The following is a 19771-nucleotide window of genomic DNA, read 5'->3' on the forward strand; positions in this document are numbered from 1 at the left end:
GGCGTCCGGCGCCCGGTGCTTGGCGTTCGGTGTCCGCCAGGGTGCCGGGGCTTCCGTGAGCGAACCGGGGCCCCTGTGAGCGTGCCGGGGGCTGCCGCCCCCGGATCCACGCTCCGCGTCACGCTACTGCGTCACCGTGAAGTTCCGCAGGATCGCCGCCGACAGGTCCGCGTCACCTTCCACCTTGATGCGGTCCGCGGCCGCCTCGGGCGTGATGCGGCCGCAGGCCAGGCGCACGTAGGTCTCCCAGTCGAGGGTCAGGGCGGCGGCGGGACCGAGGGCAGGGGCCGTTTCGAGGGTGCCGCGGCCCTGGATGTCGACGCGGATGGTGCGCAGGAACTCGACGGGGCCGTGCACGTCGAAGACCACGGCCGAGCTGCGCGGCGCGTTCGCCTTGGCGGCGACGACCTCCGGGAGCTCGGCCAGCAGGACGTCGCGGGCGATGTGGGCGCCGGGGGAGTCGAGGTTGCCGGGGCGGCCGAGGGCGGCGCGCAGGTCCTGCTCGTGCGCCCACACGGCGAAGGCGTGGCCCCGCATCGACTCCTCCAGCGTGAGCTCGGTGCCGAGCGGGCCGCGCACCTTGGTGCCGGGGTCGCGGGACTCGCCGCGCAGCTGCCGGTTGCGCCGGATGATCGTGTACTCCAGCTCGGAGGTCATCTCGGGCGCCGTGTGGTGACGGCGCACGTCCACCTGCATCTCCATGTAACGCTGGTGGTCGTTGGTGACGTGGAACAGGTCGCGCGGGAGCGTGTGGATCGGGCGCGGGTCGCCGAGCATCTCGCAGTCCAGGCCGATCACATGCGAGACGATGTCCCGCACCGACCAGCCCGGGCAGGGGGTCCGCCGGTTCCACTCGCCCTCCACAAGGGGCTGCACCAGCTCGGATATCGCTTCGATGGAGTGGGTCCAGGCGTCGGCGTAGGGCTGGAGGGTGGGATGCAGACTCACGGAACGGGACCCCTCGGCGGTCGGTACACGGGCAGGTTGTGGCGGCGGTGCCAGTGGGAGGTGGCTGCACTCGGCGGGTGTCTCGGAACGCTAAGTTACGCTGCTGTGAGGCACCCCGGCAGTGCTTTGGTGTGACGATCGTAGGCCTGTGTGGACGGCTCGAACGCCAGGACGGTGGTAGTGTGCGCGCCTCTTTGATCCAGATCGCCGTAGACGAGGGCGAATCGGTCGCCGACCGTCGACAGCGAGCGTTCTCTCTGGTACGGCAGCAGGCCGGCACCGATCTCGTGGTGCTGCCCGAGCTGTGGACGACGGGTGCCTTCGCCTACGAGGACTTCGGCCGGGAGGCCGAGCCGCTCGAAGGGCCGACGTACGAGGCCATGGCCAAGGCCGCGAGCGACACGGGCGTGTGGCTGCACGCGGGTTCGATTCCGGAGCGGGACCCGGAGGGGCCCCTCTACAACACCTCGCTCGTCTTCTCTCCTTCCGGTGATCTCGTCGCCGCCTACCGCAAGATCCATCGCTTCGGCTTCGACAAGGGTGAGGCCGTGCTGATGGGCGCGGGCGACGACCTGGTGACGGTCCGCCTTCCGGGCGCGACGACGCTGGGTCTGGCCACCTGCTACGACCTCCGGTTCCCCGAGCTGTTCCGTGGGCTCGTCGACGCGGGCGCCGAGACCCTGGTGGTCCCGGCGGGGTGGCCGGAACGCCGGCGCTCCCACTGGACGCTGCTGGCTCAGGCGCGGGCGGTGGAGAACCAGGCATACGTCCTTGCGTGTGGAACGGCCGGGACGCACGCGGGAGTTCCACAGGCCGGTCACTCGATCGTGGTCGATCCGTGGGGCGAGGTGCTGGCGCAGGCCGGCGCGGACGAGGAGGTCCTCACGGTGGAACTCGACCCCGGGAAGGTGGCGGCGACCAGGGAGCAGTTCCCGGCGCTGAAGGACCGGGTGCTGGGCCTGCAGCGGCCCCGCCGCTGAGACGGCCCACAGCCCTTGGGGCCTGCCCGGCGGATCCTCTCGCAGAGCCGGTGGCCGGCCCGCCGGCCGGGTCAGAGCCCGGCACCCGTGCGGCGCAGTACCCGCAGGGAACCCGTCTCCGACACCTCGGTGAACGCCCCCGACGCGAGCGCCCGCACATAGATCCGGTACGGCGCCTGGCCGGTGAACTCGTCCTCCGGGTCCGGGAAGACGTCGTGGATGACGAGCAGTCCGCCCTCGGTGACATGCGGGGCCCAGCCCTCGTAGTCGGCGTTCGCGTGCTCGTCGGTGTGGCCGCCGTCGACGAAGACCAGTCCGAGGGGCGTGCCCCAGACCCGCGCGATCTGCGGGGAGCGGCCGACGAGCGCCACCACGTACTCCTCCAGGCCCGCCCGGTGCAGGGTGCGGCGGAAGGTCGGCAAGGTGTCCATCAGGCCGAGTTCGGCGTCCACCGTCTGCGGGTCGTGGTAGTCCCAGCCCGGCTGCTGCTCCTCGCTGCCGCGGTGGTGGTCGACGGTGAGCGCGGTGACGCCGGCCGCGCGGGCCGCGTCGGCGAGCAGGATCGTGGAACGCCCGCAGTACGTGCCGACCTCCAGCAGCGGCAGCCCGAGCCGCCCCGCCTCGACGGCCGCCCCGTACAGCGCGAGCCCCTCGTCCACGGGCATGAACCCCTTGGCCGCCTCGAACGCGGCGAGGATCTCGGGTTTGGGGGCCGGCGTCATGGGCGGGGGCCTTCCGGTCGTACGTGCGTCTGGGCCGCCCATGCTGCCGTACCCCCCGGCCGGCACGCGACCAGGGGTATGGAGGTGGACCGGCTGGTCCGGGTGCAGTTCGGCCGCCGCGCCGTTGGCGAAGAACCTGCCCGCGCTCCAGGTCAGGCCGCCGTCGGAGCGCGTGGCCGTCGCCGCGCGCGGCCGGGTGGCGACGCCGGCGGCCACCGCCAGGAGTGGCGTCCGTAGGCCACCGAAGAGACACGCTCTAGTCGTCCTCCCGCTCCTTGTCCGCCAGATGGATCACGCACACCGTCACCGCGATCAGCAGCGCCGGATCCGCGTCGTCCCGGACGACGTCCACGCCGTACGTCTCCCGGACGTGCAGGAAGCGCCGGGAGATCACGGCGAGGAGCTCACCGTCGTACTCGATGGCGAACTCACGGTCGAGGATCTTGCCGCTGACGTCGAGCTCGGTGCCGTCGACCAGGACCACCTTGTAGTGGTTGCGCAGCAGCGACAGCCGCTTGCGCCGGATGCGGGCCAGCGGCTCGCCGCCCTGCTCGATCAGCATGGTGTCCCGCAGGGCGAACATCTTCTGCCGGATGTCGGCCAGCACCCGCCCCTGGGTGTCCTTCAGTTCGAAGGTGTCGCGCAGCCGCATCGCCTTGCCGTCGACGAGGTAGGCCTTGTTGCCCCTGTCGTCCTCGATCCAGTAGTCGTCACCGAGGCCGAGGAGCCGTTCGCGCACGAGGAATCTCATGCCATGACCGCTTCCCCCGCGGCCGGTCCGAAACGCCGCCGGTAGGCCGACGGGCTGAGGCCGGTCTCACGCCGCAGCCGCGCCCGCAGGTTCGCCGCCGTGCCCAGCCCGCTGCGCGCGGCCACCACGTCCAGCCGCTCCTCGCCGCGCTCGATGAGCCGGCACGCCAGGGCCACCCGCTCCCCGGTCAGCCACGCCAGCGGGGTCGTACCGAGCTGGGCGCGAAAGCGCCGGTACAGGGTCGCCGGGGACACCGCCGCGCGCGCGGCGAGGTCCGCCACGGTCAGCGGCTCGCCCAGCCGCCCCTGCGCCCATGCCAGCAGCGGCCCCAGGGACTCCTCGGGCACCTGGGGCAGCGGGCGTTCCACGAACTGCTTCTGACCGCCGTCCCGGTGCGCGGCGAACACCAGGCGCCGCGAGACGGCGTTGGCGACCTCGGCGCCGTGGTCACGCCGTACGACGTGCAGGCCCAGGTCCAGCGCCGAGGCGCTGCCGGACGCGGTCAGGATGTCGCCGTCGTCCACGAACAGCACGTCCGGCTCCAGCCGCACCCTCGGAAACCTCGCCCGGAACGACTCCGCCCACATCCAGTGGCACGCCGCCCGCCGCCCGTCCAGCAGCCCCGCCTCCGCGAGGGTGAACGCGCCCGAGCAGAAGCCCACCAGCCGGGCCCCACGCGCGTGTGCCCGGCGTACTGCCTGAAGCACCGCTTCCGCGCGCGGGGCGGCGGTGTCCGGACGGTTCGGCACGATCAGGGTGTCCGCCTCCTCGGCGGCCTCCAGCCCGGCCACGCCGGTCAGCGTGAAGAAGCCGTCCCGCATCCGGGTGTGAGGTCCGGCCGCGCACAGCCGGAAGTCGTACAGCTCCCGCCCCAGCTCGGGCCGGCGCAGTCCGAAGACCTCGATCGCGCAACTCATCTCGAACGGGTTGGAGTTGTCGTCGACGATCAGGACGACACGGTGCGCTCCCGCGGACTGAGAGGATTCTTGCGGCATGTGCGATTCCTAGCACTCGTCCGGGTACGGCGCCACAGCCGACGATGGGCCCCATGGAACCCATCGCCCTGGACGAGGCCCTCGCATCCTTCACCGACCGGTGGAGCCCCCGGATCGTCACCGCCGTCAACGACTACGACGTACGCGTCGCGAAGGCCGAGGGCGAGCACGTCTGGCACACGCACGATCACACCGACGAGTTCTTCCTGGTCGTCGAGGGAGAGCTGCACATCGCCCTGCGGGAGGCCGGCGGCGAGCGCACGGTCGTCCTGCCCAAGGGCTCACTGTTCACCGTCCCACGCGGTACCGAGCACAAGCCGTACGCCCCCGTCCCCACCGCGATCCTCCTGTTCGAGCCGACCGGCACCCGCACCGTCGGCGACCGCCACGACGACATCCCGGCCCACGTGGACGCCACGACGGGCCACGCCCTGGGGTGACTGTGGGTCGCGGGACCGGGGGGGCGCGTGACTGTCAGTGGCGGGTGGCACTCTTGAACCATGACCGATCCCGCCCCCGCCCCGAGCCGCCGCCGCGCCCGTGTCCGCGCCCCCGAGCTGACCGGCAAGGGCGGCTGGCTGAACACCGGCGGAAAGCAGTACAGCCTCGCTGACCTGCGAGGACGCGTGGTGATCCTCGATTTCTGGACCTTCTGCTGTATCAACTGCCTGCACGTCGTGGACGAGCTGCGGGAGCTGGAGGCCAAGCATCGGGACACCGTGGTGGTCATCGGGGTGCACTCGCCGAAGTTCGTGCACGAGGCCGACCACGCGGCGGTGGCGGACGCCGTGGAGCGGTACGGGGTGGAGCACCCGGTGCTCGACGACCCCGAGCTCGGCACCTGGAAGCAGTACGCGGTGCGCGCCTGGCCGACGCTGGTGGTGATCGACCCCGAGGGGTACGTCGTCGCCCAGCACGCCGGTGAGGGGCATGTGCACGCCATCGAGCGGCTGGTGACCGAGCTGGAGGCGGAGCACGCCGCGAAGGGCACCCTGCGGCGGGGTGACGGGCCGTACGTGGCGCCGGAGCCGGAGCCGACGGTGCTGCGGTTCCCGGGCAAGGCGCTGCTCATGCCCGGCGGGACGTTCCTGGTCAGCGACACGACCCGGCATCAGCTGGTGGAGCTGGCGCAGGACGGGGAGAGCGTGGTCCGGCGGATCGGTTCCGGCGCGCGCGGGTTCGCCGACGGTACGGGCGGGGCGGCGTCCTTCAACGAGCCGCAGGGCCTCGCCCTCCTCGACGACGGCTCGGTCGTGGTCGCCGACACCGTCAATCACGCCCTGCGCCGCCTGGATCCCGCCTCCGGCGAGGTCCGCACGCTGGCCGGGACGGGCAGGCAGTGGATGCGGGGCGACGCCACGTCGGGTCCGGCGCGGGCGGTGAACCTCTCCTCGCCCTGGGACGTCGCCGTCTTCGGCGGCCGGGTGTGGATCGCCATGGCCGGGGTGCACCAGCTCTGGGCTTACGACCCTGCGGGCGGCGGCGTCGCCGTCGCGGCCGGCACCACCGACGAGGGGCTGGTCGACGGTCCCGGCACCGAGGCCTGGTTCGCCCAGCCGTCGGGCCTCGCGGCGACGCCCGAGCGGCTGTGGCTGGCGGACTCGGAGACGAGCGCCCTGCGCTGGGTGGATCTCGACGGCACCGTGCACACCGCCGTCGGCACGGGGCTGTTCGACTTCGGTCACCGCGACGGGCCGGCCGGTCAGGCCCTGCTCCAGCACCCGCTGGGCGTGACGGCCCTGCCCGACGGCTCGGTGGCCGTCAGCGACACCTACAACCACGCCCTGCGCCGCTTCGACCCGGCGACCGGTGAAGTCACCACCCTGGCCACGGATCTGCGCGAGCCGAGCGACGCGGTGCTGGCCGGTGACGACATCGTCGTCGTGGAGTCGGCCAGGCACCGCCTGACCCGGCTGCGGCTGCCGGAGGACGCGGTCCGCGTCGAGGCGGTCGCCCACCGCACGCAGCGGGCGGCCACGGAAGTCGCCTCCGGGCGGCTCCAGCTGGACGTGATCTTCGAGGCGCCCGCGGGCCAGAAGCTCGACACGCGCTACGGCCCCTCGACCCGCCTGCTGGTCTCGTCGACGCCTCCGGAGCTGCTGAAGCACGGCGAGGGCACGGGCACGGAGCTGTCCCGCGCCCTGGAGCTGGACCCCTCCGTGCCGGAGGGTGTCCTGCACGTCTCCGCGACGGCGGCGTCCTGCGACGACGACCCCGCAAACGATTACCCCGCGTGCCACGTCCACCAGCAGGACTGGGGCGTGCCGGTCCGTCTCACCGAGCGGGGGACGGACCGCCTGCCTCTCGTCCTGGCCGGTCTGGACGCCTGAGTCCGCGACGCCCGGCCTCGTGGGCCGTCACACGCCGTACCCGTCGCTGTAGCCGTCGCGCCGGGGGTGCCGCTCCTCCTGCACGACCGGCTGCGAGGGCGGCACCACGACACGGCGCCGCCGCGCGATGCTGCTGAACGTGGTGACCCCGATCAGCCCGACGATCATCAGGATGACGCCGACCAGATCGAGATTGACACCCTCCATGTTCCAGTCCGTGGCGAACGTGAGGATGGCTCCCACGGCGATGAGGATGATGCACCCGCCGAGGCCCATGAGTGTTGCCTCCCTGTTCCGGTCCGGTGATTCCGGAGCTTCCGGTGGGATTCGGGTACCCGCGCCCCCGGAATGCAGTCCTCACCTCCCGTCAACTCATGTGCCACGGAGGGCTGCTCAGTCCTCCAGGAACGCCACCAGCGCGCGCGTCAGCAGGCCGGGGTCCTCCGCGCCGCACAGTTCGCGGGCGCTGTGCATCGACAGGATCGCCACACCGATGTCCACCGTGCGGATGCCGTGCCGGGCCGCCGTGATGGGGCCGATGGTCGTGCCGCAGGGCATGGAGTTGTTGGAGACGAAGGACTGGAAGGGCACTTGGGCCTTCTCGCAGGCCGCCGCCCAGACCGCGCGGCCCGAACCGTCCGTCGCGTAGCGGTTGTTGACGTTGACCTTGAGGATGGGGCCGCCGTTGACGCGGGGGTGGTGGGTGGGGTCGTGGCGTTCGGCGTAGTTGGGGTGCACCGCGTGGCCCGTGTCGGAGGAGAGGCAGACGGTGGCGGCGAAGGCGCGGGCCCGGTCCTCGTACGAGCCGCCGCGGGCGAAGACCGAGCGCTCCAGGACGCCGCCGAGCAGCGGGCCGTCGGCGCCCGTGTCGGACTGGGAGCCGTTCTCCTCGTGGTCGAAGGCGGCGAGCACGGGGATGGCGGCCGGTTCCGCACCGCCGGTCGCGGCGGCGGTCAGCGCGGCCACGCCCGCGTGCACGGAGAGCAGGTTGTCCAGGCGCGGCCCGGCCATCAGCTCCTGGTCGCGGCCCAGGTACGCGGGCGGCTCGACGGAGTGCACCATCAGGTCCCAGCCGGTCACCTCGCCCCGGCCGATGCCCGACTCCGCCTCCAGGAAGGCGATCAGGTCGCCGTCGCGCACGTCGTTGCCGAGGCCCCAGATGGGCTGAAGGTGCCGCTGCTTGTCGAGCTTGAGGCCTTCGGAGGACACCGAGCGGTCCAGGTGGATCGCCAGTTGCGGCACCCTCAGCAGCGGCCGGTCGATGTTCACCAGCCGCGTCGTGCCGTCGCGCAGCGTCAGCCGGCCGGCGAGGCCGAGGTCGCGGTCCAGCCAGGAGTTCAGCAGCGGCCCGCCGTAGATCTCCACGGCGACCTGGCGCCAGCCGTGCGCCCCGGTGTCGGGCAGCGGCTTGACGCGCAGGTTGGGGGAGTCGGTGTGCGCGCCAATGATCCGGAACGGGGTGTGCGGCGCGGCGCCCTGAGGGACGTACCACGCCACGATCGCGCCACCGCGCAGCACGAACCTGCCGCCGCTCGTCCCGCCCCAGGCGTCCGTCTCCGCGACCTGCCGGAAGCCCGCCTTCTCCAGCCGCTCGGCGGCGTTCGCCACGGCGTGGTACGGCGAGGGGCTCGCCGCCAGGAAGGACATGAGGTCGTCGGTGTGGCCGCGGTCGAAGCGGGAGGGTTCGCTCATGGGGTTCACCTTAACGACGTACGAGGGCCCGCTCCCCCTGGCCGGGAGCGGGCCCTCGTAAGGACGCTGTGGAAATCGCGGTGCCGGTGGGCGGGGCCGGTCAGAAGGCCGCTTCGTCCAGCTCCATCAGGTCCAGTTCCACGCCCTGGGCGATCTTGCGGGCCAGGGTCACGCCGGGCAGGACCTCGGCCGCGAAGAACTTCGCCGCCGCGATCTTGCCGGCGTAGAAGGCCTTGTCCCTGGCGGTGGCCGACTCCAGCTTCTCGGCGGCGACCGCGGCGCCCTTGATCAGCAGGTAGCCGACGATCACGTCACCGGAGGCCATGAGCAGGCGGGTGGTGTTCAGGCCCACCTTGTAGATGTTCTTGACGTCCTGCTCGGTGGCCGCGAGGTCGGTCAGCATCAGGCCGACGATCGCCTCCAGCTCGACGGCCGCCTTGGCGAGGTGCTCACGGGCGCCGGCCAGGTCCTCGCCGCCGGTGCCGAGCGCCAGGAACTTCTTGATGTCCTCGGCGAGGGAGTTCAGTGCCGCGCCCTGGTTGCGGACGATCTTCCGGAAGAAGAAGTCCTGGCCCTGGATCGCGGTGGTGCCCTCGTAGAGGGTGTCGATCTTGGCGTCCCGGATGTACTGCTCGATCGGGTACTCCTGCAGGAAGCCGGAGCCGCCGAAGGTCTGCAGCGACTGGGCGAGCTGCTCGTAGGCCTTCTCGGAGCCGTAGCCCTTGACGATCGGCAGGAGCAGGTCGTTCAGGGCGTGCTCGGTGGCCGCGTCCTCGCCGGTCGCCTCCTTGACCTGGATGGCGTCCTGGACGGAGGCGGTGTACATGACCAGGGCGCGCATTCCCTCCGCGTACGCCTTCTGCGTCATGAGCGAACGGCGCACGTCGGGGTGGTGGGTGACGGTGACCTTCGGCGCGGTCTTGTCCATGAAGTTCGCCAGGTCCGGGCCCTGGACGCGCTCCTTGGCGTACTCGAGCGCGTTGAGGTAGCCGGTGGACAGCGTGGAGATCGCCTTCGTGCCGACCATCATGCGCGCGAACTCGATGATCCGGAACATCTGGCGGATGCCGTCGTGCTTGTCGCCGATCAGCCAGCCCTTGGCGGGGTGCTTGTCGCCGAAGGTCATCTCGCACGTGTTGGAGGCCTTCAGGCCCATCTTGTGCTCGACGTTGGTGGCGTAGACGCCGTTGCGCTCGCCCAGCTCGCCGGTCTCGAAGTCGAAGAGGTACTTCGGGACGAGGAAGAGGGACAGGCCCTTGGTGCCGGGGCCTGCGCCCTCGGGGCGGGCGAGGACGTAGTGGAGGATGTTCTCCGACATGTCGTGCTCGCCGGAGGTGATGAAGCGCTTCACGCCCTCGATGTGCCAGGAGCCGTCCTCCTGCTGGACGGCCTTGGTGCGGCCGGCGCCCACGTCGGAGCCCGCGTCGGGCTCGGTGAGGACCATGGTGGAGCCCCACTGCTTCTCGACGGCGACCGAGGCGATGTGCTTCTGGACCTCGTTGCCCTCCTCGAAGAGGATGCCGGCGAAGGCCGGGCCGGAGGAGTACATCCACACGGCGGGGTTGGCGCCCAGGATCAGCTCGGCGTAGGCCCAGATCAGGGAGCGGGGCGAGGTGGTGCCGCCGATCTCCTCGGGCAGGCCGAGCCGCCAGTACTCGGAGTCCATGAAGGCCTGGTAGCTCTTCTTGAAGGACGCCGGCACCGGCGCGGTGCTGGTCTCCGGGTCGAAGACCGGGGGGTTGCGGTCGGCGTCGGCGAAGGACTCGGCCAGCTCGTTCTCGGAGAGGCGGGTCAGCTCCTCGAGGACGCTCTTGGCGGTCTCGACGTCCATCTCCTCGAACGGGCCGGTGCCGTACACCTTGTCGCGCCCCAGTACTTCGAAGAGGTTGAACTCGATGTCGCGGAGATTCGACTTGTAGTGCCCCATGGCGACTGGCTCCGTTGAGAGAGATCGGCGAGGCACTGGATCCTCGCGCCCAAAGTTCACGTACCAACTAGTAACTGAGATGATGCTACCCGTCGGTAATAAGAAGCAACCCCGATCCGGGTATCTGTGACTCAGCCCTCGTGGTCGGTCAGTACTCTTGCGTGCATGTACGGCTACGACCAGAGCGCGGGCGTGGGGCAGCAGTACGCCCAGCCGCAGCAGCAGATGCCCGGTGCCGGGGGCTACGGGCAGCAGCCGCCGCTGTACCCGGAGCCGTCGCCGCCGTCGCTCGCGGACGCGGTGCGCGCCTTCACCACCGGGCAGCTGACCGCCGAGGACTTCCAGCAGGTCTTCGCCACCTCCAAGGTCTACTGCCCGCGGGGCGACAACCCCGGCTTCCTCGCCCTGCACAACACCCAGCAGCCGGTGATCCCGATGTTCACCTCGCTGAAGGAGCTGCGGCGGTACGCGGGCAAGGAGTCCAAGTACTTCGTGATCACCGGCGCCGAGGTGATCGACCTGCTGCCGACCGGCTACGGCTTCGTCCTCGACATGGAGGGGGAGCACCGCATGGTGTTCGACGCGAAGGCCGTGGAGGAGATGGTCGACTTCGCCATGCGGCGGATGTACGGCTAGGTGTGCTGTCCCGGGACGTCGGCCCGGCGGTTGAGTTTCGAACAAATATCGTTTCGATTGTCACTGGCATGCCATAAGCTGCCCCGGCAGCCGCGCCCCGTGTGTGACCGGCTTTCCACGGTCCCCCGGGCGTCGCGCGGCGCTTTCACCTCCCGGTTCCACCGGGATTCCTTGTGGGGGTTTCAGCACTGTGCGTATGCGCAGCACTTCGGCCGCGACGGCGCTCGCGGTCCTGTTCAGCTCGGCGGCGCTGAGCGTCGCGGCGGCGGGTACGGCTTCGGCCGCCCCGGCTGCCGTCACCAGTCCCGGCGGCCTCGTCGCGGACCACGCCCTGCAGCGCGTCTTCGTCAGTGACGCGGCCGACGGGCGGATCCTCGCCGCCGACTACAGCGGCACCCTCGTCGACGTGGCCCGCGGCTTCGGCGACGTCAGCGACCTCGCGCTGTCCGACGACGGCACCACCCTGTACGCGGCCGTGCCGGGCAGTCACGAGGTCGTCGCCCTGGACGCGGCCACGCTCGACGTCAAGGCCCGCTACTCCGTGGCCACCGACACCGGCCCGCGCCACATCGCCTTCTCGGCCGGCAAGGTCTGGTTCACGTACGGCGACCAGTGGGACGGCGACCTGGGCTCGGTCGACCCGGCGGTGGACCCGGCGAGCGGCACCGACCCGGTGGCGCTCGCCCAGTTCCCGAAGGAGGGCACGTCGGTCGCGATGTGGGGCCAGGCACTGCTGGACACGGATCCGCTCCGTCCCGGTGTGCTGGCGCTCGGCGAGAGCGGGATGAGCACCGGCTCGATGGCCGTGCTCGACGTGTCGAGCGGCACGCCCCAGCTGACCGCGTGGCACAACGGCGACTACACCCTGAACGACGGCATCGGGGACATCGACCTCGTCGCGGGGGCCGACGAGGTGCTCGTCAACGGCACCGACCGGGACGCCTACGCGGGGGGCGCGTTCAGCAAGGCCGGTGCGTACCCGGCCGGTCACCGGGCCGACGTCGGCCGGAGCGGTCTGGTCGCCCAGGTCGCGGGGACCAAGGTGGCCGTCTACCGGCCGAACGCCAAGCAGCCGGTCCGCACGTACAGCACGGGCACGCAGCCCGCGGCGGACGTGGCCTGGGCTCCGGACTCCTCCCGGATCTTCGCCCTGGTCCTCGGCAGCGGCGGCTACACGGTCAAGCCGCTGACCCAGCCGACGCTGAGTGTCCCGGTCCTCACGGTCAGCGCGCCCACCACCGCCCCACGCGCCAAGAAGCTCACCGTCACGGGCAAGATCTCGGCGACGGTGGCGCTGCCCGGCGGGATCAAGCTGGCGGTCACCCGCACCGATCTGGAGAGCCCGAACGGCAAGACGCTGCCGTCCGTCACCGTCGGGTCGAACGGCACGTACTCCTTCTCGGACACCCCGCCGGCCGGCGGCACGGTGACGTACAAGGTGAGCTACGCGGGCGACGCCGCGCACACCTCGGCCACCGCCTCCGACAAGGTCTCGGTGACCCGCGCGGGCACCTCGCTGTCCCTGAACAACAACGGCAAGCTGTACAACTACGGCTCCGACGTGCGGTTCGTGGCGCACCTCGGCACCACGTACAAGAACCGCTCGGTGGAGATCTGGGCCGACCCCTTCGGCAGCGACAAGCCGAACAAGCGGATCAAGGTCGGCAAGGTCGACTCCCAGGGCAACATCGCCGCCTGGGTGGACATGACCCGGGACACCAACGTCACCGCGGTCTTCCGGGGCGACGCCCGGTACGGCCCGAGGACCGTCAAGTCCACGGCCTTCGCCCGGGTCAGGGTCTCCACGGCGGTCACCAAGCACTACAAGATCGCCAAGATCGGCTCGACGTCCTACTACTGGTTCCACAAGAACACCGACCCGCTGCTCACCACGACCATGACCTACTACCCGGGCCGTCAGCAGCGGTTCGACCTGCAGGTCTACTACCAGGGCCGCTGGTACTCGGCGGACTCGATGTACTTCCCTCTCGGCACGGCCGGCAAGTCGGCCGTGACCCTGGAGGCGCCCGGCCAGTCGGGCATCCGGGCGCGGATGCGCTCGGTGTACGTCAACGGCTCGTCCGGTGACGCCGTGAACTCCACGACCTACGGCTCCTGGAAGTACCTGTACTTCAGCAACTGAAGCGGCTGATCCAGACAGAGGCGCCCTGTGCGACGACGACGGCCCGGAGGGAATGTCCCCCGGGCCGTCGGCGTTGTGGGGTGGCAGAAAGTTCAACGCTCAACTAAAGTGGAACGCACGTCGCCCAAGGAGGTACCGACATGCCCGCAGTGACCGTCGAGAACCCGTTGACGCTGCCCCGTGTGACCGCACCGGCCGACGCGGTGGCACGTCCCGTGCTCAGCGTCACGACCGCGCCGAGCGGATTCGAGGGCGAGGGCTTCCCGGTGCGCCGGGCGTTCGCGGGGATCAACTACCGCCACCTCGACCCGTTCATCATGATGGACCAGATGGGCGAGGTGGACTACGCGCCCGGAGAGCCGAAGGGCACGCCCTGGCACCCGCACCGCGGCTTCGAGACCGTCACCTACATCATCGACGGCATCTTCGACCACCATGACTCCAACGGTGGTGGCGGCACCATCACCAACGGCGACACCCAGTGGATGACGGCGGGCTCGGGGCTGCTGCACATCGAGGCCCCGCCGGAGCAGCTGGTGATGTCCGGCGGTCTCTTCCACGGCCTCCAGCTGTGGGTGAACCTGCCGGCCAAGGACAAGATGATGGCCCCGCGCTACCAGGACATCCGCGGCGGCAACGTGCAGCTGCTCACCTCCCCCGACGGCGGCGCGCTGCTCCGTGTCATCGCCGGTGAGCTGGACGGGCACACCGGGCCCGGTGTCACGCACACGCCGATCACCATGATCCACGCGACGCTGGCGCCGGGTGCGGAGATCACCCTGCCGTGGCGGGAGGACTTCAACGGGCTCGCGTACGTGCTGGCGGGCAAGGGCGCGGTGGGCGCCGAGCGCCGCCCGGTCCACCTGGGCCAGACGGCGGTCTTCGGCGCCGGCGGCTCGCTGACCGTCCGCGCGGACGAGAAGCAGGACTCGCACACGCCGGACCTGGAGGTCGTCCTGCTCGGCGGCCGGCCGATCCGGGAGCCGATGGCCCACTACGGCCCGTTCGTGATGAACACCAAGGACGAGCTGATGCAGGCCTTCGAGGACTTCCAGAAGGGCCGCCTGGGGACGGTCCCGGCGGTGCACGGCATGACGGAGAGCGGCCCGCAGGACTGATGTCCTGACGAGTCGTCACCCGGCCGGGCCGTCCGCGCAGGACAGCCCGGCCGGCGCGTGATCGGGTGGGAGGCGTGCATCTGCTTCCCGTTCCCGTACGGCGGTTCGCCGCGTGGTGTGCCGTCGTGCTGCTGGCCGCCGGCGTCGGATGGGTCGGGATCCTGCTCTGCGGTGAACTGCGCACGGCCGTCGTACCGGTGCTGCTCGCGCTGCTCGGCACCGCGCTGCTGGGGCCGCTGTACCGGCGGCTCGTCAAGGTCGGCGTCAACCGGTCCGTCGCCGCCGCGCTCACCTGTGTCGCCGTGGTGGCGGTGGTGGGCGGGGCGCTCTACATCGTCGTCGCCGCGCTCATCGAGTCGGGCGACCAGATCGTCGCCTCGCTGCGGCGGGCGGCCGAGGACATCGCCAAGTACTTCGGGGCGGCCGGAACCTCGCTGGGCGACCTCGCCTCCAACGCGCGTGAACTGCTGGGGAGGTTCGGCGGCACGGCCGCCTCCGGGGTGATCAGCGGGGTCAGTGTGGTGGGGGAGTCCATCGCCATGGCCGTACTGGCGCTGCTGCTCGTCTTCTTCTTCCTGCGGGACTCCGACCGGGCCGCGCACGGCCTGCGCGCGCTGGCACCGCGCGGGACCGCCGACACCGTGGAGGCCATGGCACGGCGGGCCTTCCGGGCCGTCGAGGGATTCATGCGCGGCACCACCTTCATCGCCTTCATCGACGCCGTCTGCATCACCGTCGGGCTGCTGATCCTGCGTGTGCCCGGCGCGGTCGGGCTGGGCGCGCTGGTCTTCGTCGCCGCGTACATCCCCTACCTCGGCGCGTTCCTCTCCGGTGCCGTGGCCGTGCTCGTCGCGCTCGCCGACCGGGGCTTCGTCATCGCGCTGTGGGCGCTCGGGGTGGTACTCGCCGTGCAGGTGCTGGAGGGGCATGTGCTGCAGCCGCTGGTGCAGAGCCGGACCGTGCACATGCATCCGGCGGTCGTGCTGCTCGCGATCACCGCCGGGGCGTCGGTCGCCGGGATCCTGGGCATCCTGCTCTCGGTGCCGCTCACCGCCGCCGCCTTAGCCGTGGTGCACGAGCTGCGGGCGCGCCGCGGAGCACCGCCGGAGCCGGCGGAGTCGTAGCCGACGGCCGGATGCCCCACGTCAGGGACGGTCGCCGTCGGTCCCGGCGGCGCCGTCCGGGCTCTCGGCCTCGTGCAGCTCGAACCAGATGCTCTTGCCCTCGCCCCGCGGATCCACCCCCCAGGAATGCGCCAGCAGCTCGATCAGCATCAGGCCGCGGCCGGAGGACGCCAGCTCCCCGGGCCGGCGCTTGTGCGGCAGGTCGTCGCTGGCGTCGGTGACCTCCACCCGCATCCGCCGCGCGCCCGGCTCCCCCGCGACCTCGGCGACCAGCAGTGCGTCGGTGTCGGTGTGCACGAGGACGTTGGTGAGCGTCTCGGACAGCAGCAGCACCGCCGAGTCGACCTGGTCGGCGGAGCTCCAGTCGTGCAGCAGCTCGCGCAGCTGCTGCCGGGCCACGGCGACCCGCTCGGGCTCGGCCTGGGCGACCGTCAGCATCGTGCGCCGGCGCCGCAGCGGCGCGAGCACCGTGTCGCCGCAGCCGCAGCCCTCGGCGTCACGGCACAGCAGCAGGACGGCGATGTCGTCCTCGCGCCGGTCCGCGAGCGGGCCGGTGGTGTGGTGGGAGGACGGCCCGTGCACGGCCTGGACCAGGGAGTCGGCGAGTTCCTCCAGGTCGTCGCCCTTGTGCTCCTCCAGGATGGCGCGGATCCGCGCCCAGCCGGTCTCCAGGTCGTGCCCGCCGGTCTCGATCAGGCCGTCGGTGCAGATCAGCATGGTCTCGCCGGGTTCGAGAACCAGCTGGGTGGTGGGATAGTCGGCGTCCGGGTCGATACCCAGGGGCAGACCGCCGGCCGTCGGGCTCTTCAGGACCGTGCCGTCCACCATCCGGATCGCCGGTTCCGGATGCCCGGCGCGTGCGATGTCCAGTACCCCGGTCTCCGGGTCCGCCTCGACATAGAGGCAGGTCGCGAAACGCAGGTCGGCGGGGTCCTCGTCGGTGGCGGCGATGCCGTGCAGGAAGCGGGAGGCGCGGGACAGTACGGCGTCCGGGCGGTGGCCCTCGGACGCGTACGCCCGCAGGGCTATCCGCAGCTGGCCCATGAGGCCCGCCGCCCGTACGTCGTGCCCCTGGACGTCGCCGATCACGAGGGCGATCCGCCCGCTGGGCAAGGGGATCATGTCGTACCAGTCGCCGCCGACCTGGAGACCGCCGCCGGTGGGTATGTACCGGGCGGCGACGCTCATCCCGGGAATCTCCGGGCCCAGCGTGGGCAGCATGGAGCGCTGGAGGCCGTCGGTCAGCTCGCGCTCGGTCTCGGCGGCGCCGGCCCGGGTGAGGGCCTGCGCGAGCATCCGGGCGACCGTGGTCAGCACGGATCTCTCGTCCGGGGTGAACGTGACCGGGTAGGCGAAGGCCGCCATCCAGGCGCCCATGGTGCGCCCGGCGACGGTCAGCGGCAGGAACGCCCAGGACTGGCGGCCGAACTGCTCGGCGAGGTGCCAGGTGAGCGGATAGCGCGCCTTGTACTGCTCGGGTGAGGAGAGATAGACGGCGCGGCCGGTCCGCACGACCTCCGCCGCCGGGTAGTCCGTCGCCAGCCCCATGTGCGAGAAGGGGCCTTCGTCGCCGGGCTGGTGCCCGTGGTGGCCGATGATCGTCAGCCGGTCGCCCTCCACGCCGAAGACGGCGAGCCCGTCCGGGGAGAAGCCCGGCATCGAGAGCCCGGCCGCGACCCGCAGCACCTCGGCCGTGGAGCGCGCCTCGGCCAGCGCCCGGCCCGCGTCCAGCAGGAACGCCTCTCTGGAGCGCCGCCAGTCGCCGGTGACCGCTCGGCGGGCGGCGGGGGTGCCCGGCGAGGGGTCGGTGACCTCCTGAAGGGTGCCGATCAGCTGGAAGGCCCGGCGTTCGCGGTCGTAGCTCGGCTTGGAGCGGCTGCGGACGGTACGGATGACCCGGCCCCGCTCGTCCATGATCCGCACCCGCACCTCGGCGAGTGTGCCTTCGGCGACGGCCAGGCCGACGACGCTGATGATCTCGTTCCAGTCCACGGGGTGCAGCCGGGCCCTGGTCCGGGCCTCGGTGAGGGTCGTCTGCTCGGCGGGCAGCCCGAGCAGCCGAGCGGCCTCGGCATCCACCGTGACCAGCTTCGTGGCCGTGTCCCATTGCCACAGGCCGGTCGCGAGGGCGGCGAGAACCTGCCCCACGGCGGGCAGGGGCTCACCAGTGCGCATTGCCCCACTCTATGAAGAGGTCATCGGACGCTGCCACCGAAGGTGCACCCCGGTAATCGTGGAGAGGCCTTCCCGGACGGCCGGTACGCTGGGGGTGTTTCACGTGAAACACCCCCGATCTGCGAAGGCTGGATGAACGACGATGCATCGGTACAGGTCCCACACCTGCGGCGAGCTCCGCGCCTCTGACGTCGGCACCGACGTCCGGCTGAGTGGCTGGCTGCACAATCGGCGCGACCTGGGCGGCATCCTCTTCATCGATCTGCGCGACCACTACGGCATCACGCAGCTGGTCGCCCGGCCGAACACGGCCGCCTACGAGGCGCTGGACAAGCTCTCCAAGGAGACCGTCGTCCGGGTCGACGGCCAGGTCGTCTCCCGTGGCGCCGAGAACATCAACCCCGAGCTGCCCACCGGCGAGATCGAGATCGAGGTCGGCGACGTCGAGGTGCTGGGCGCTGCCGCCCCGCTCCCCTTCACGATCAACACCGAGGACGGGGTCAACGAGGAGCGGCGCCTGGAGTACCGCTTCCTGGACCTGCGCCGCGAGCGCATGCACCGCAACATCCTGCTGCGCACGTCGGTGATCTCGGCGATCCGGCACAAGATGACGGCGCTGGGCTTCAACGAGATGGCGACGCCGATCCTGTCCGCGACCTCCCCCGAGGGCGCCCGTGACTTCGTCGTCCCCTCCCGCCTGAACCCGGGCAAGTTCTACGCCCTCCCCCAGGCTCCGCAGCAGTTCAAGCAGCTGCTGATGATCTCCGGCTTCGACCGCTACTTCCAGATCGCGCCCTGCTTCCGTGACGAGGACGCGCGTGCGGACCGCTCGCCGGGCGAGTTCTACCAGCTCGACATCGAGATGTCCTTCGTCGAGCAGGAGGACGTCTTCCAGCCGGTCGAGAAGCTGATGACCGAGCTGTTCGAGGAGTTCGGCGGCGGACGCCACGTCACCTCCCCGTTCCCGCGGATCCCGTTCCGCGAGGCGATGCTGAAGTACGGCTCCGACAAGCCGGACCTGCGTGCCCAGCTGGAGCTGGTGGACATCACCGACATCTTCGAGGGCTCCGAGTTCAAGGCCTTCGCCGGCAAGCACGTGCGGGCGCTGCCGGTGCCGGACGTCGCCGCGCAGCCCCGGAAGTTCTTCGACCAGCTCGGTGACTACGCCGTCTCGCAGGGCGCCAAGGGCCTCGCCTGGGTGCGGGTCGCCGAGGACGGCACGCTGACCGGCCCGATCGCGAAGTTCCTCACCGAGGACAACGTCGCCGAGCTGACCAAGCGGCTGTCGCTGGCCGCCGGGCACGCGGTGTTCTTCGGCGCGGGCGAGTTCGACGAGGTCTCGAAGATCATGGGCGCGGTGCGCGTCGAGGCCGCGAAGCGGGCCGGGCACTTCGAGGAGGGCGTCTTCCGCTTCTGCTGGATCGTCGACTTCCCGATGTACGAGAAGGACGAGGAGACCGGCGCGATCGACTTCTCGCACAACCCGTTCTCCATGCCGCAGGGAGGTCTGGAGGCCCTGGAGAGCCAGGACCCGCTGGACATCCTGGGCTGGCAGTACGACATCGTCTGCAACGGCGTCGAGCTGTCCTCCGGCGCGATCCGGAACCACGAGCCGGAGATCATGCTCAAGGCCTTCGAGATCGCCGGGTACGACCGGGAGACCGTCGAGGAGAAGTTCGCCGGCATGCTGCGGGCGTTCCGCTTCGGCGCCCCGCCGCACGGCGGCATCGCCCCCGGCGTCGACCGCATCGTGATGCTCCTCGCGGACGAGCCCAACATCCGCGAGACCATCGCGTTCCCGCTCAACGGCAACGCCCAGGACCTGATGATGGGCGCCCCCACGGAGCTGGAGGAGGCCCGGCTGAAGGAGCTGCACCTGTCGGTGCGGAGGCCGCAGCCGAAGTAGTCCTGCTGGGCGCGGGTGGCTCGGAACCGACGTCGGTTCCGAGCCACTTTCGTATGCAGGGCTCTCACCCAGCCCTTACTCACGGTGCTGACAGGCGCGCTCCCTAACGTCCCGCACCATGACGGAGAACACCAACAGCAGGCACGGAGGACTCGGCCCGGCCGGGCGCGTCGGCCACTACCTCCGCGTCGGCCTCGGCTTCGGCAAGCTGACGGACGTGCGCTCGCCGGCACAAGAGGGCCCGGAACCTGCCCTGGTTCCAGGCCCTTCACACGAAGACCCTTTCACGCACGACGCATGACTTTGTTGCCCGGCGTCAGCAGC

At 71.1% G+C, this 19771-nt stretch carries 16 protein-coding genes; 8 read left to right on the forward strand and 8 right to left on the reverse strand.

Features of this window, described 5'->3' with window-relative positions:
- Positions 1-123: 123 nt before the first annotated feature.
- The gene (locus tag ACIHCM_RS05815) at positions 124-948 is read right to left on the reverse strand and encodes a maleylpyruvate isomerase family mycothiol-dependent enzyme (RefSeq protein WP_399889632.1); all 825 of its coding nucleotides are present in this window, start codon (positions 946-948) and stop codon (positions 124-126) included.
- 182 nt (positions 949-1130) lie between these two features.
- On the opposite strand from ACIHCM_RS05815, the gene ACIHCM_RS05820 reads away from it, so the two are divergent.
- On the forward strand, positions 1131-1928 hold the full coding sequence (locus ACIHCM_RS05820; protein WP_399889635.1) for a carbon-nitrogen family hydrolase: 798 nt from the start codon (positions 1131-1133) through the stop codon (positions 1926-1928).
- 71 nt (positions 1929-1999) lie between these two features.
- Here ACIHCM_RS05820 and ACIHCM_RS05825 read toward each other — a convergent pair whose 3' ends face one another.
- From ACIHCM_RS05825 to ACIHCM_RS05835, 3 genes are all read right to left on the reverse strand, one after another.
- Positions 2000-2650, reverse strand: a complete 651-nt coding sequence (locus tag ACIHCM_RS05825; RefSeq protein ID WP_399890560.1) for a class I SAM-dependent methyltransferase — start codon at positions 2648-2650, stop codon at positions 2000-2002.
- Between the two features lie 256 nt (positions 2651-2906).
- A complete protein-coding gene (locus ACIHCM_RS05830; protein WP_399889638.1) occupies positions 2907-3401 on the reverse strand; it encodes an LURP-one-related/scramblase family protein in 495 nt (164 codons plus the stop codon).
- Positions 3398-4396 carry a GlxA family transcriptional regulator gene (locus ACIHCM_RS05835; RefSeq protein ID WP_399889641.1) on the reverse strand — a complete coding sequence of 333 codons (999 nt, stop codon included), beginning with the start codon at positions 4394-4396 and terminating at the stop codon, positions 3398-3400. Before ACIHCM_RS05835 ends, ACIHCM_RS05830 begins: the two co-directional genes overlap by 4 nt.
- A gap of 53 nt (positions 4397-4449) precedes the next feature.
- Here ACIHCM_RS05835 and ACIHCM_RS05840 point away from each other — a divergent pair, with 53 nt between their 5' ends.
- Complete coding sequence (locus ACIHCM_RS05840) at positions 4450-4836, forward strand: cupin domain-containing protein (protein WP_399889643.1); 387 nt, start codon at positions 4450-4452, stop codon at positions 4834-4836.
- A gap of 60 nt (positions 4837-4896) precedes the next feature.
- Positions 4897-6726 (forward strand): NHL domain-containing thioredoxin family protein, encoded by a 1830-nt coding sequence (locus tag ACIHCM_RS05845; RefSeq protein ID WP_399889646.1) that lies wholly within the window; start codon positions 4897-4899, stop codon positions 6724-6726.
- A gap of 27 nt (positions 6727-6753) precedes the next feature.
- Here ACIHCM_RS05845 and ACIHCM_RS05850 read toward each other — a convergent pair whose 3' ends face one another.
- From ACIHCM_RS05850 to ACIHCM_RS05860, 3 genes are all read right to left on the reverse strand, one after another.
- Complete coding sequence (locus ACIHCM_RS05850; RefSeq protein ID WP_399889649.1) at positions 6754-7002, reverse strand: DUF6458 family protein; 249 nt, start codon at positions 7000-7002, stop codon at positions 6754-6756.
- Positions 7003-7119: 117 nt separating this feature from the next.
- On the reverse strand, positions 7120-8418 hold the full coding sequence (locus ACIHCM_RS05855; RefSeq protein ID WP_399889652.1) for a M18 family aminopeptidase: 1299 nt from the start codon (positions 8416-8418) through the stop codon (positions 7120-7122).
- 100 nt (positions 8419-8518) lie between these two features.
- The gene (locus ACIHCM_RS05860; RefSeq protein WP_399889655.1) at positions 8519-10345 is read right to left on the reverse strand and encodes an acyl-CoA dehydrogenase; all 1827 of its coding nucleotides are present in this window, start codon (positions 10343-10345) and stop codon (positions 8519-8521) included.
- 165 nt (positions 10346-10510) lie between these two features.
- On the opposite strand from ACIHCM_RS05860, the gene ACIHCM_RS05865 reads away from it, so the two are divergent.
- From ACIHCM_RS05865 to ACIHCM_RS05880, 4 genes are all read left to right on the forward strand, one after another.
- Positions 10511-10981: an SseB family protein gene (locus ACIHCM_RS05865; RefSeq protein ID WP_393103372.1), complete on the forward strand. Its 471-nt coding sequence runs from the start codon at positions 10511-10513 to the stop codon at positions 10979-10981.
- 196 nt (positions 10982-11177) lie between these two features.
- Entirely contained in the window at positions 11178-13124 is a 1947-nt protein-coding gene (locus ACIHCM_RS05870; protein ID WP_399889658.1) for a YncE family protein, read from the forward strand.
- A gap of 140 nt (positions 13125-13264) precedes the next feature.
- The gene (locus ACIHCM_RS05875) at positions 13265-14242 is read left to right on the forward strand and encodes a pirin family protein (RefSeq protein WP_399889661.1); all 978 of its coding nucleotides are present in this window, start codon (positions 13265-13267) and stop codon (positions 14240-14242) included.
- 74 nt (positions 14243-14316) lie between these two features.
- Complete coding sequence (locus ACIHCM_RS05880) at positions 14317-15366, forward strand: AI-2E family transporter (protein ID WP_399889664.1); 1050 nt, start codon at positions 14317-14319, stop codon at positions 15364-15366.
- Positions 15367-15387: 21 nt separating this feature from the next.
- On the opposite strand, the gene ACIHCM_RS05885 is transcribed toward ACIHCM_RS05880, so the two are convergent.
- Positions 15388-17541 carry a SpoIIE family protein phosphatase gene (locus ACIHCM_RS05885; RefSeq protein ID WP_399889666.1) on the reverse strand — a complete coding sequence of 718 codons (2154 nt, stop codon included), beginning with the start codon at positions 17539-17541 and terminating at the stop codon, positions 15388-15390.
- Between the two features lie 142 nt (positions 17542-17683).
- Here ACIHCM_RS05885 and aspS point away from each other — a divergent pair, with 142 nt between their 5' ends.
- A complete protein-coding gene (gene aspS / locus ACIHCM_RS05890; RefSeq protein ID WP_399889669.1) occupies positions 17684-19447 on the forward strand; it encodes an aspartate--tRNA ligase in 1764 nt (587 codons plus the stop codon).
- Positions 19448-19771: the final 324 nt, after the last annotated feature.

It is taken from the genome of Streptomyces sp. NPDC052023 (genome assembly GCF_044548465.1).
GTDB lineage: Bacteria > Actinomycetota > Actinomycetes > Streptomycetales > Streptomycetaceae > Streptomyces.